Consider the following 12,600-nt stretch of genomic DNA (forward strand, 5'->3'; position numbering starts at 1 on the left):
AATGCAAGAATTCGATCGGCCATTTTTCAAACAGTTGGCAAAAAACGATACTGGCCAGGCAAAAGGCAAGCAGGCAGGAATAGTCATTGTAAAGGATCTGGCAGGCTTCTTCCCTCAGCTTGCGCTGCCTTCCGCCTCAAATTTTGCGCCTGACATTCGACTGAACGCCGCAATGTTCGACGGAGCTCATCAAGTTGGGTTGGCCAACACTCGATATCAGTATCAGTCATGGGGAGGCACCCGCCTTGAGCGGCGACTAACTGACAATCTTGGCCCGATCCGATCATTGGCAAAGAAAGATGATTTACTTGTCATGGAGCGCAGCCTCTCCGACCCGCTTTTCTATCGGCTGACGCTTCATCGCGCGGGAACTCCAAGCTTTCCAGCCATTCTGTCGAAGGCCGCCGGGAGGCCGTGGGGGCCTCTGGACACACTGGACCCCCCAGTTCCTGAGACAGAGATAGCTGCCTGCGAAAAGGACCAGGAAGAGCAAGAACTCCTGCCTTTCGACCTTTTCGACAACAGCGCCGCTCTTCACGAATCCAGAGTCAAGCGGATTGCTCGGAACAGGGCATTTGGACGGCGCGTCTTGCCTCTGTACGATCACCGTTGCGCTGTTTGCGGGCTTGGCCATGCTGGTGAAAATATTCAGGAGGCCGAGGCTGCTCACATTGTCCCCCGAGGCCTAAAAGGAGCGGACGATGCCCGAAACGGGTTGGCGCTATGCAGGTCTCATCACTGGGCTTTCGACGCAGGATTGTTTGGTGTCGGGGCTGACAGGAAGGTAGTCATCAATCCGAAGGCAGCAGCGGATGCCCGCAACACGCATCTGCTTCCTTTCGATGGACAGCCTATTCGGGATCCTTCGAATCTCTCGCTTCGGCCCGACCTGTCTGCCCTCGAATGGCATTTGAAGAATGTCGCAGGGCTATAGCTCTAGATGGCTGCTTGGCATGCCTGCCTTTCTTTCAAAAGGACCGCTCGTCGGGGTGGGTCGGTCCCGGTTCGCGTCTCCGCCGCCGCTATGCTGAACCTCCTACGGCACACCTATTAACCGAGCTCACGGCCGCGAATTGGCCTCCGCCATCGGTTTGGCTTGTCCGAATCTGCGGACATCCCGACGGCTCCGCTTTATGCGCTGCTCTTTCCTTGAGGGGGGCAGATGCGTGCGGCAGGCAAAGAAAAACCCGCCTCCGAGGGGCGGGCCTTCCTCTTTTACGGTCATCGCGTCCCCGCTGTACCGTGCTCCAAGGCTGACCCGTTGGCGGGCAAGGGTCAAGCGACATCGGCGGGTCCTTCCTCTTTTTTTTCTGTATCCCGGGAGCCAAGCCCCGCAGGGGCGCGGCGGGCAGAGCCCTTGAGACTTTCCTACGCCGCAAGTGCCGCGACCTCCGCCGCAGCTTTCTCTTTCCCTTTTCGCCTCGCTTTCGGCTCCGCCTGCCATTCCCGAAGGAGCCGCAGAGCGGCGCGGAGATCGGAACGCGTTCCTGTCGGCAGGGTGCTGAATCCTTCGGTGGCTTCCAGCGTCGCCAGTTCCATCGCCACATCCGCGAAGGTGCGCCCGCCCAGCAGCCGCCGCGCTCTGTTCGCCCGTGACTTGCAGTTCCGGACGGCTGCCTTGGAGAAGCCCCGCCGCAGCCGAAGCCATTGACCGAAACGGCCCTGAATCCCCGGAATGCTCTCACCTGCCTGACGAGCCAGGATCACCCTGCCGATGGCTTCCGCCAGTGGTGCAGGAACCGCGTTCGCGATCATCTGGTCAATGTCGCGCGAGCAAGCTGCCGACCAGTCCCAGCCGATAGGAAAGCCCTGAATACGCGCGACCTGATCCTGTGTCAGGATGGCAGCCTGTGAGGCTGGAATAGGATCGGCATGATGGGGGCTTGCCAAGTATTTCGGGCGAGGCCGCTCCCGCGTGGTGCGGATCACGGAAGGTGCGGGTTCGTCCAGTGTCCGGACACCACGTCCCTCATAGTAAGGGCGGGTGTAGAAGGCACCGCGCTCCAAGAGGTCCGCATCGGCTGGGTGCGGCTGATAGCTTGCAGGCATCGGCCGTCGCGAGGAACGGCACATCGTTGGGGCTGGACCGTCCGCGCTCCAAATACCGTGTCTCCCTGGCATACGCGGTTGCGCGTAGAAGGCATCACCGAGAGCGTCCCCGAGCATGTCCCTCACGGTCATTGGCCGAGTTGATCGAGCGGCCGCGAGGGTTGAGTCGAGAAAGCCATTAGCTTCGCCAAGTCGGCCGATAACAAATAGTCGTTTCCTTGCCTGCGGGACCCCGTAGAAACTGGCATTCAGCTTTACTTCCGTGAGACCGTAGTCCGCCTTTACCAACATCGCGCGGGCATCCGCCCAGGCCTTGGAACTCGCAGCCTGCGGGACATTTTCCATCAAAAACCACGTCGGCCGCGCGAGCGTGACCAGCATCGCGAAAGCCCGCGTGAGCGCAGCCCGCTCGCCTTCGACGCGCTCGCCAGCCGCAGAGAAATCCTGACAGGGCGGTCCACCGACGATGATATCCGGAGCAAGCGCCACGATCATCGGCGCGACATGGAAAATATCCTTGAGATCGTGCTGCCAGACGTGATGGCTGACATTGCGCCGATACGTTTCGACCGCTGGCGACCACGAGTCATAGGCCTGCACCAAGTCGAATCCTGCCCGCCTCAGGCCGAGCGACATGCCGCCCGCGCCTGCAAAAAGTTCAACTGCCCGCACCCTTAAAACACTCCCCGTCCGTAACTGAATTTCCAGTTACGGAATCGTCCCTTGATGGCAGGTAAAGATCAAGCGGGCCAAAGGGCAGGATTCGACCTTGCTGCCATTGGCGCATCCCTCCTGCAAGGACCGCTTCTGGCCCATGAAGGTTCGCTCTTGGGCAGCTAGTTGGCGGCGTTAGCGCGAGACGAGGGCTGCACGCGACCAGCCCGATACCGCCAGGGCCTCGTCAGTCATCTATATCTCTGAAGACGTTATCGGAAAGCGAAGGCTGAGTTGGAAGCAGACCAAGCCCGCCCCCTCAAAGGCCCGCGTCAGCCGAGTCCGATTGTCCACTTGCGCACAATTCTCTAAGGTCAGATGATTCTTGGGGAGTGAGGGGGATGGCTGAAGGCAATGGGCTTTTGTATAAATACCTACCAGCAGATCTAGCTGATGTGGTCTTTACCAAAGACAACCAAGTAACTCTGAAATTCTCAAAGCCTAAAGATTTCAATGATCCGTACGAGCTTTTTCTGGCTACGGATTTCGGGGGAGACCCTGAGATGCTTGCTTGCTATGCGGAAGCCATTGGTGAGCTTCCTCAGTACCCTACAACATGCTTTTCCCGATCCCCAATCGTGATACCGATGTGGGCGCATTACGCCTATAATCACAATGGTTTCGTGATCGAATTTTCAGAGGAAGCTATCCTTGAAAATTTTCCAGAAACCCGATTCGATAACGTTGCTTATCAAGATGGACCTTCCCACGATTTCTCGGATTTAGTTACAAGAGTTCTTCATATAGGAAAGCCTAGATATACATATTTCCTACAAGGAGCAGTTATTAACGCTGCTTACTTCACGAAGTCTACATGCTGGGCTTACGAGCAAGAGCGTAGGATGGTCGTGGGGGATGAGGATATAATAGTATCAGGTGATTTGATGCTCATGAACATTCCGGGGACATGTGTTTCTAGCATCATCTGCGGCGCGAGAGCTACGCACGAAACCAAAACTAGGCTCAAAGAGATCGCCCAGAGATTTTCCGCTGACTTCTATGAGCTCAGAATTGGAAGGACTTCTGCGGTCCCTTATCTGGTTGACTGGAGAGGAAAAGCTCATTCATTCATCGATGCTGAAATTGCGCCCAGCAAGAATTTTTGCGCTTCTTGCTCCGAGCCGATTGAGGAAGATGAAGAAGAGTGTGCTTGGTGTCAGATAACTGATGAGACCAAGCGAGCGGTAGCAATGAGAAATCCCTACCGGATCGTTGATCATTATGGCGGTCTAGAGGAGTATATTGCCGGAATGGATGCTATAAGTCGCGCAGCTAGAAAGAAAAAATGAGGCGGCTGCCCGCATGGCTGGAAGTCAACTAACTTAAGCATAGTGGGCTAATCGCCATTGTGTCCGAAATGGGTCGACTAGCGACGGCGATGACCCACCCTTGGCGCGTTCGCTTTCCGGTCAGATCTCAAGGCCCGCTGGTGCGCTTATCGGCCTCAGGTTTGGGACCATCGCAATGGCCGCTTCCCACTCCCTTGCAGACCTTCCTCGTCCTCCCCTTCGAGAGCGGCATTTCGGACTGGCTTTGAGGGTCGGAGGGGCGGTTTAACGTCATCCCGGCGGCCTCTCATCCCCATGTGATGGCCCGTCAGGGCCATAACTTGGGTCGGTAGCACTAAATGAAAGTCCGTTAGGACTTAGTGCTACCGATGGGCCGTTTTCCGCCAATTCCTCTCTCAGCCTCTCAGCCTCCTCCACTGTCACGACTATCCATTCGTCGTCAGAGCGCAGCAGAATCTCCCCAGACAGGTCATATCCGGCAATCGTCCCGTCCGGACGACGGGACAGGCCAATACCCGCATCGCGTGCGGCAAGGAAGAACAAGCGGCGCGTGCTTGTGAGCTTCACCCTCCGCCACGTCTTCGCCCGCTGCTCCTCCAGCTTCGTCTGGAAGGGCTGCAGGAATCCGCCCTCCTCCGCTATGTCGAAAAGTTCTGATCTGCTCGCCTTCCTGCTCGACAGGGTGAAGCGGCGAGCCACGCCGACAGCGCCGCGGATCTCGTTCCTTGTCACGCCGTAGACCGATTCCCGTGTCTCCCGCAGCGGTACTGGCGGAAGAGGGTCAGTGTCGCGCTCCCTGCCGTCCGGCAGTGCCCAGCGGCCTTGATTCCACTCCGTGACGGCATCGCTCAGCCACGCCAGTTCCGCCGAGTCCAGATCCGCGTCGGGCCACAGGCCTGATGCAATGGCGGCGTGCCAGCCATGAAAAGCAGCCAGGTCCGCCGCCTCGCGGGCCGAGGCCTCCGCCTCCGCCACTTCCTTCTCTGCCGCTGCTATTTCATCTGCCGATATGGACGCAGCCGCCGCGTTTAGTATTGCCAGGACCTCACGCGCTGTCTTTGCCGCTGCGCGTTCGATAGAGGCTTCTTCCGCCCATCTTCTCGCCGTCCGCATTTCCCTCATGCCGATGGACATGCGGGCATCCTCGACGGAGGACCAGCGGTGGTCCTCTTTCAGCGAGTTGAGCCAGAGCACGTCCCAAAGCTCCAGCGGTGCCCGCTGCGAATCCAGCCCGAGGAAACCCATGCCCCGCGCCCCGCGCAGCTTCTTCCATCCCCGGAATCGTTTCTGTTCCGAAGCGCCAGCGGCCGGCACGGCCGCCACCTCGCCTCCGGCATCGGCGGGCCGTGCCTCATACTTCGTTGAATAGCGAGCCGTGTATCGTGCAACGGATTCGGCCGTCTCCGCCTTGCCGTTTTTCCCGGGCTTCATCGCATAGTCCGGGTGATCGTCGCCGATTACGTAGGCGGAGCAACCCCGGTCCTGCCCGTCGTCCGTCTGGTTGCCTGTATCGAACTTCCGATGAAATTCGTCGCAGACCTTCCGTGCGTCCTCCAGCGTCTCGCACGCCGTGACATAATGACGGTGGGGAGTGCCCGACTGCTGCGGCTGCACGTTCCACCAGCCGTTCAGCCTCACGCCCTTCTCCCGTAGTAGGGCGAGAGTGCGGTGATGCCTGTCCTGGAGCTCCTTCGACGCTTCTTCTGGTCCCAGCGTCACATCCCATTTGGTGACCCGTTTTCCTTCATTTGTCGCGTTGGCGACGTATTCACCGGGGAGGGTCACGGTGAGCCAGCACACATGCCAGCCCAGCGCCGCCCACCGGGCCAGATGCACATCAATCAGCATCCGCTTTTTCGCCGCGTCGGCGGCTTTCGCCTTCCAGTGGAGATCCAGCATCGGAATCTGGACGCTGAGATCGCTCTTTTTGGCAAGCCGCTGTCTACCGAGGATTTCCAGCGTTCGTAGTTCCTCCGCCTCGCAGATCACCAGCCCGTAGTCAGATAGAAAGAGCGGCCTTCCCGGCACGGCAGGGCCGCCGACAGCCCCCACGGCCTGCTCTACGTAAAGCAGAGCCCTTCGCTGACGCTTGCGCAGCCTGCGAAGCTGCCATTTCTGACAGCGGCCCTTCCGGTGCTCCTGCTCCTGGTTGATCGGGGTCCCATCCGCGTCAGCTTTCGGAAATTTTGCCGCGTACCGGCGCGCCTCCTGATCTGCACGCTCCGCCAACAGCGTCGGCGGTAGCCCGAGGACTTCCAGCCCAGCCCATTCGACCTCTGCGAGAATGGCCTTCTCCCTCTCCACCCGCCGCTGCGGTCTCATGCGCTCAAGAAATTCGGCCAGTTCCGGCGGCAGAAACCGGGCAACAGCCCGATGGTTTCGCGCCTCCGGAGACAGATCGGACAGGCGTGGCGGAATGAATGCCGCGATGCCCGGAATCGGTCCGCCATTTCCGGCCTCCTCCCGATCGAGGTCCGCCATGTCGGCTACCAGCCGCCCAGCGGCGGTCTCTACCTCTGGCGGCGGAGTCCATGGCCGTGCGCTCGCAACCGCACTGGCGGCGCTGGCTGCCAGGAAAGATTTCCGAACGATCCCATGCCCGAGGAAACCCGTCGCCGCTGCAAGATCAGCGGGCCGGACACGAGAAACGTCCGAAACCCGCTGTCTTTTCAGGGCTCCGTCAACATTTTTGGTTTGAGGGGTAAAGTGGGGCTGTGATCTGGCCGGGGGGCATCCCAGCCGGGCCGTCACTCGCCGTTAGCGAGGGTCTTTACAGATGCGTGAATGTGAGTGATTCTCATATTCTCTCTCTGAAAACCCCCCGAGGCTGCCAGGCCTGTGACGGGGGTTTTTTTTGTTGCTGATCCATCAAGGGTCATCCGGTCGGCCGAATGCGGCAATAGCCGACGAACCCATTCCGCATCCGTAACGACTTTATCGGAGCGATGATTGGCCTAAGTTGGCCTCTCGGGGCTTCGCCCCTGCCGGCCGGGCCCTGCGGCCCTTGGCACCCCCACCTCATTGCCGGCGGGCTAGTCCGGCGAAGGGCAGGCCTGGTGCGGGGCTGTGCCCCTTCCTGTCTTGTCCTTCCCCGGTGTCGGCAGTGTCTGGTCGCTCCGGCCCGTCAATCGGAAAACCGCCGACCGTGGCTCGGGCTGAGGCCCTGCGCCCGCACAACCCGGCTATTTTCCGGTGTGACTGGCCTCCCGCGTCTGGGCGCGAACTCGGGCCTCGCCTTCGCGTCCAGCACTGCCGAAGGCACAAACTTCATACAGACCGCACAATTTTGTTACCCGTCCTGTGGAAAATCTGAAAAATACTTCGCTCTACTTGAATCCTTACGCGCAAGGATTCGCGTGAAAACGAGTCCTTGGCGGTAAGGATTCGACCCATTGTGAATCCTTGAAAGCACCTATGAATCCTTCATAACTAATTGTTATCGCGTTATTTTCTGACAATCCTCCCCCTGTTGACACGTCGCCTAGCGAGCTCGTATGCAGATGTCGGGCCAGCGTCAGAACGAGCCGACGGCCCGACGATACGAAAGTCGTGTCAACAATTATGGGCGTCACATGAAAGGATGATGGAATATTTTTCCGGATATCCGAAAACAACGAAGATCCATTTCGCCTTTTCCTTCTGTTTTCTCTTGTAGCCGACAGAAGTAGGCCTCAACATATTCATATGAGCGGCGGAAATGGTTCCGGCGCTTACCCAACGGAAGAGGACAGTATGCGTAGATACAGCTTCGAAATCGGCGGCAGCACCTGGATTGTCAGTGAAGGACCAGATCTCCGTGTCAACGGGCGGGCCGTCACGGAGTGGGAAGTCCGTAAGGTCTGCGAAGACCAGTTTGGACATCAATACTACCACCAGCGCGGCAATGCTCACATCGCCCGCCGGGCAACCAAGACTCAAATCCGCGATCACATCGCCCGTGTCTATTTCGATGACGCGGAACCAGGTCAGGTCTGGGCGGCCTGATGGCCGTTCCTCCCGCCGCGTAGGCGGCTCTGAAATATATCTGGTCAGCCGCCGGATGGCGGGAAGGTAGCAGGAGTGAAAGTCATGCATGCAGCGACATTGAAAGCGTTGGAAAAGACGGTGGCAAAGATCGGGGCCGAGATCGGCGATATGACGGACAATTGGGTCAGTGTGGCCGGCGTAGATTTCTGGAACACCAAACACGGCTGGGTTCGCGCATTGGAACTGCCTGACGGTTCCTATCGGACATCGACTTCGCGGGCTTATGCGAAGCGCACTGGCCTCGGCGGAGTCGTCGGGCGCAGCCTGGACGAGATCGCCTTCATGGGCGGAGTTCCGACTTACGAGTCTCCAGCCGCCGCTGTTCGCGCCTACTTCGGAGAAGCCGCCTGACACGGCAACCGGGGCACCCAGCCCCGGCCTTCCCCCGAGCCGTCCGGAGACGCTTCGGCGAGGGCCGGAAGCCCGAAAACAGAAGGAGCATTGACCGTGGATAGATCTTGGACACAGTCGCCTGAATGGCAGCGCGTGTTGGAGCTTCAAGAAGAGCTTGAAAGAGCCCGTGACGTTATGCACGGCACAGGTAGCGGTGTCCTCTCATGTCTACGCACGAAGGGGCTCGACACAATGCTTGGTCGGCAGGCGTGTGAGGATTACCTGCTCGCTTCTCAGACTTGCGATGATGCCTTCGCAAGGTGGCACATGGCGGGCAGAGCTTTCAAAGCCTCGCCCGCAGGCAAGGCTTACGCCCGCCGCCCCAAGAATCCAGTTGCCGCTGTTACGGAAAGAGAGGTCGCATGACATCCCATCATCGCCGCCCCGGCCGCCCGCTCCATGGCGGCAGCCCGGAGGCCGCAGCCGCTTCCCGCCAACGTCGTCGCGAGGACTATGCGAGGCTCCGCGCTGCTTTGAGCATGTCGCCGGCAGAGCTGGCCAGGCTCCTTGGCCTTGCTGAAAGCACGGTGAGAATCCTCCCCGCGTGGTCCAGTGCGTCGTTCGCGCCATCTGACAGAGCCCTCGACCTCATGCGTCAGGAACTTCTCCAGCGCACGAAGGAGAGACTCGAGGAAGCCCGAATCCGCCGCGAGATCGAGCGAGAATCGGACGAGGCCGAGTGCCGCGAACACCTTGCTTATTGCGGAATCATAGACCCCGACGACGCGATCGATGGCAACTTGGAGGACGCAGCGTGAGAAATGGCACGGTGGAAATCTACGTCGCCGGGCTGTCGTATGGTTGCGACGGCTGCCCGGCTCCAAAGCGGATTCTGAAAGAGGCTTACAATTTGGCCGCGCTCGGCACTCATCTCGAAAACTTGGCCGAGGATGTCGAGGACATGGTGCAGATGACCTGTGGTCCGTGCAGCGAATCTGTGCGGTGCGAGCGCATTGGCGATCGCTTCGAAATCGACATCGGAAAAGATGAGGAACAATCATGATCGTAGCAATTACCGTTCTCGCCGGCATCTCAGCCATCATCACCGGGCGCTACCTGTCGGCGCGCCCGGCCTTGTTTGACACGGTTCGGCTCCCGTCCGGAATGCGGTTTACGACAGTCGAAATGCAGGCTGTTGCGGCGGTCCTTCGTTTTGCCGGCTGGGCTGCCCTTGTCGGGCTCATCATCGCGACAATCGCGCAGTTGACGGGCCTCGCTTGACGTTCCTGGGCTCTCCCTTCGGCGTGTAGTAAAATCATGCCGGAAGATGCCTGTCTGGGGCGGCTTGTGTTGCAAGTGGCCCGTGGTTCGGCCCATGGCCTGCACCCGCGCCAGCCGCTTGCAAGCGCCGCATAGGCAGGCTGGAAAATGGCGGATTTTAACGCTGGTCGAAGGAGGCTCACATGAACGGATTTGCTACTACCGCTCTCGCTTGCGCGGTCCTCGGTTTTCTCGGCAACGCCACCATCCTGGCATACGCGGGAGCCCGGTACGCCGCTCAGGCATTCGGCTTCGGCTGGTAATCCAGCATTTCGTGACGCTACGAAAAAGGCCCCATTTCGGGGCCTTTCCTTATTTCTTGCGGGCTGTGACCCCGCCGATGGAGGCTTTCCCTTGGCCTCTGGAATCGCCGCCGTTGGCGTTCGGCCTTGGAACGCTCGGCAAGCCCGGCATTCCACGTCCGAGCGTGCCGGCCAGCCCTCCGGCCATCGCCACGAAGAGCGATTTATCGCTGAAGCCATGCGACGGTGCTCCGAACCAGGCCATGACGCGGTCGGGAACGTGGAAAATCTGACCGAAAATGTGCATCACGAGATACAGCGTTAGAAACGTTATCAGGACGTACCCCACGAGCAGCGCGGAAGGCCCGATCAACTGTCCGCCCGTCTGCCCGAAGAATGCAGTAGCCCATACGATTTCCAGCCCGCCGACGATCAGCGGCAGGAGAACGAAGGCAGCTTCAAAGGCAAGCAGGCCAAGGACTGGCATCAAGAAAACCTGAAAGAGCAGCATCGCGCCCATTTTCGATTGGTGCGCAAGGAAGTCCTCGCCATCCAGTCGAATGAAGCCGAATGCCCACACCACCAGGGAAATGGCGGCTTCCAGTACCGCCAGAAGCCACAGACCCATGAAAACCCAGACGTAAATAAATGGCAGCACGGGCAGCACATATGCACGCACCGCGCCAATCACCCACAGCGATCCGAGGATGGGCGTAGCCCATCCCATCGCCCACAGCGCAGCACCCCAGGCTCCCGTCGCAATGCCTACGCCCGAGAAGGCGAGCGCGATCGGGACGAAAGCGGCGACGATGCCTACTTCCGCGATGGACATGAACGCATGCCCGCTCGAAATTTGGTCTCCGATGGGGTCGGAGCGCAGCATCCTTTGGACCGTGGATTCGTTGGGATCTCCCTTCGACATTGCCCACTCGCCGAGGTCTCGCCAGATCGGCGAAAGGATGCGTGTCAGGATGCTCGAATCCTGATCGCCGCCCGCCGCGAAATCATTCGCGGTCAGCCTGATTTCCGCTTCCTCGCCCGCAACAAGATTCCGCAGCGTGGCAAGGGCAGCCTCAAGGTTCTTCTTCCCGGCGCTGCCGGCATCACCAAGCCGGATTCCGGTGCGTTCGTGTTTCGCGCCCGTGAGCGCCGACACTTGCTGACTCCGGCTGGAGATGTGCATCCAGTACATGCCCGCCGTGGCAGCTCCTTGCTGCCGGGCAGCGTCAATGAGGCGTTGCCGCCTCTCAGCCCCGTCCTCATCCAGCGCCATTTCTTTGGCCGTCGCAGTGGCGATGGCTGAGTCATATTCCTTGCCGAGCCCCCGGACTGCTTCCGAAAGCTGCGGCAGTCTGCCGTCGCGGATCGCGGTCATCGCCGCGTCGGCCGAAAGCGGCTCGCTCTGAACCCGGAAGACCTCTCCGAATTGGGCTGCGCCTGCTCGGACAGAGGTCACAATTTTGGCAACGGCCGCTTCCCTGTCGGAAGTGAAGCCCGGCTTATCCGGCAAAACTGGCAGTGCGATCCTGCCGCAGTCTGGCCCGTAGCTCCATTCCGTCCTGGCGTTCGTCGTCACCGGATTCCACCACCCCGAGACATCGCCTTTCCGCTCTCCGGCGACAGGCGGAATCCTGGCGCCCTTGAGCCCCCATGGCTGCGTCATGTTGTTGTGGATCGCCGCGCAGATTTCGGATTCGAGCACGTCCATAACCAGCATCGATCCGCCCGGCGACAGCGGTGCGATTTTGACCTCTTTGCCCGCCGCATAGTCGACGTAGGCGACCCAGTTTGCGTCAACCAGGTTGATCGCTGCCCGTCCGACGACATCACGAAGCAGATGATGTGACGATGAGAAGCTGGCGGCGATCGGGATCATCAATCCGATGCCGAAGACTATGCGCAAAGGCGCGTGAATCTGATGGAACTTATCGCCCAGGACCTTGCCGCTGTAGGCCGAAGAGACAAGGGCCGTGAGGAGATGGAGGCCGACGAAGAAGGTGCCGATATACAAGAGCGTGTTCGAAAACACGCTCATCGCGAAACCCCATGGCGACGACGTGTCCGAAGGCAGCAGAGCGTTGAGCCAGGCCCAAAGTATGTTGTGTTCGGAAGGTGTCGCGAAGAGGTCGAAAGCCATCGTTTTCACTCCCTCGCAACCGCGTCCGGCACGTCCGCCGCCGTCGATTCTGTTGCCACGTCCTCGACTTCAAACGGGCTTGCGACGAACAGCTTTTTGTCCCTGTCGGCGACGTGAATCCGCACCAACCGCTTGACGAAATCGGCGGGCACGTCGCCCGCCGCGACGGCAGCCAAGATCATGCCTCCGAGAACGATCTTCCGCCGCGTGTCGTCACGCCGAGCCACGTCTTTTTCTTTCGTCCGCAGCCGCGCGATGTCCGCTTCTAGCTTCGCTTTCCGTTGAAGCAGCCCGCGCTCCTTCTCCATGATTTTCGACAGTTCGACCATCCCGATTTCCTCCATCCATGAATCCGCCGGCGACTTTCCGAATCTGGCCGGCAGAAAAATCGCGCCCAAAATTGTTGAGCGACCGAGCGTTTCCGAGCCGAAATCCCACATCGAAAAACCGACGTCGATTCAATGATTTGTCGGCGACTTGCACGGCGCAA

11 protein-coding genes are annotated in these 12,600 nt (G+C 59.7%); 6 read left to right on the forward strand and 5 right to left on the reverse strand.

Annotation, left to right across the window (positions count from 1 at the left end; translation table 11 throughout):
• Window position 1: 1 nt before the first annotated feature.
• Window positions 2–934: an HNH endonuclease gene (locus tag C8K44_RS21625; RefSeq protein ID WP_109577840.1), complete on the forward strand. Its 933-nt coding sequence runs from the start codon at window positions 2–4 to the stop codon at window positions 932–934.
• A 434-nt stretch (window positions 935–1,368) separates the two neighbouring features.
• On the opposite strand, the gene C8K44_RS21630 is transcribed toward C8K44_RS21625, so the two are convergent.
• On the reverse strand, window positions 1,369–2,721 hold the full coding sequence (locus tag C8K44_RS21630) for a DNA cytosine methyltransferase (protein WP_281063006.1): 1,353 nt from the start codon (window positions 2,719–2,721) through the stop codon (window positions 1,369–1,371).
• 383 nt (window positions 2,722–3,104) lie between these two features.
• On the opposite strand from C8K44_RS21630, the gene C8K44_RS21635 reads away from it, so the two are divergent.
• The gene (locus C8K44_RS21635; RefSeq protein WP_109577841.1) at window positions 3,105–4,052 is read left to right on the forward strand and encodes a DUF2971 domain-containing protein; all 948 of its coding nucleotides are present in this window, start codon (window positions 3,105–3,107) and stop codon (window positions 4,050–4,052) included.
• Window positions 4,053–4,322: 270 nt separating this feature from the next.
• Here the strand turns inward: C8K44_RS21635 and C8K44_RS21640 are convergent, their stop codons facing one another.
• Both C8K44_RS21640 and C8K44_RS21645 read right to left on the reverse strand, forming a co-directional pair.
• A complete protein-coding gene (locus tag C8K44_RS21640) occupies window positions 4,323–6,533 on the reverse strand; it encodes a replication endonuclease (protein WP_109577842.1) in 2,211 nt (736 codons plus the stop codon).
• A gap of 1,071 nt (window positions 6,534–7,604) precedes the next feature.
• Window positions 7,605–8,126, reverse strand: coding sequence for a hypothetical protein (locus tag C8K44_RS21645; protein ID WP_109577843.1), 522 nt, complete (start codon window positions 8,124–8,126; stop codon window positions 7,605–7,607).
• Here C8K44_RS21645 and C8K44_RS21650 point away from each other — a divergent pair.
• The 4 genes from C8K44_RS21650 (at window position 8,121) to C8K44_RS21665 (ending at window position 9,692) form a co-directional block, all read left to right on the forward strand.
• Window positions 8,121–8,429: a hypothetical protein gene (locus C8K44_RS21650; protein WP_109577844.1), complete on the forward strand. Its 309-nt coding sequence runs from the start codon at window positions 8,121–8,123 to the stop codon at window positions 8,427–8,429. The genes C8K44_RS21645 and C8K44_RS21650 overlap by 6 nt on opposite strands.
• A 404-nt stretch (window positions 8,430–8,833) precedes the next feature.
• The gene (locus C8K44_RS21655; protein WP_146203977.1) at window positions 8,834–9,229 is read left to right on the forward strand and encodes a hypothetical protein; all 396 of its coding nucleotides are present in this window, start codon (window positions 8,834–8,836) and stop codon (window positions 9,227–9,229) included.
• Window positions 9,226–9,474: a hypothetical protein gene (locus C8K44_RS21660; RefSeq protein WP_146203978.1), complete on the forward strand. Its 249-nt coding sequence runs from the start codon at window positions 9,226–9,228 to the stop codon at window positions 9,472–9,474. The genes C8K44_RS21655 and C8K44_RS21660 overlap by 4 nt, the downstream gene beginning before the upstream one ends.
• Window positions 9,471–9,692 carry a hypothetical protein gene (locus tag C8K44_RS21665; RefSeq protein WP_109577847.1) on the forward strand — a complete coding sequence of 74 codons (222 nt, stop codon included), beginning with the start codon at window positions 9,471–9,473 and terminating at the stop codon, window positions 9,690–9,692. The genes C8K44_RS21660 and C8K44_RS21665 overlap by 4 nt, the downstream gene beginning before the upstream one ends.
• Window positions 9,693–10,043: 351 nt before the next feature.
• Here C8K44_RS21665 and C8K44_RS21670 read toward each other — a convergent pair whose 3' ends face one another.
• Window positions 10,044–12,110, reverse strand: coding sequence for a DotA/TraY family protein (locus C8K44_RS21670; RefSeq protein ID WP_109577848.1), 2,067 nt, complete (start codon window positions 12,108–12,110; stop codon window positions 10,044–10,046).
• Window positions 12,111–12,115: 5 nt separating this feature from the next.
• Window positions 12,116–12,550 carry a hypothetical protein gene (locus tag C8K44_RS27765; RefSeq protein WP_199227170.1) on the reverse strand — a complete coding sequence of 145 codons (435 nt, stop codon included), beginning with the start codon at window positions 12,548–12,550 and terminating at the stop codon, window positions 12,116–12,118.
• Window positions 12,551–12,600: the final 50 nt, after the last annotated feature.

Source organism: Aminobacter sp. AP02 (assembly GCF_003148805.1).
GTDB lineage: Bacteria > Pseudomonadota > Alphaproteobacteria > Rhizobiales > Rhizobiaceae > Aminobacter.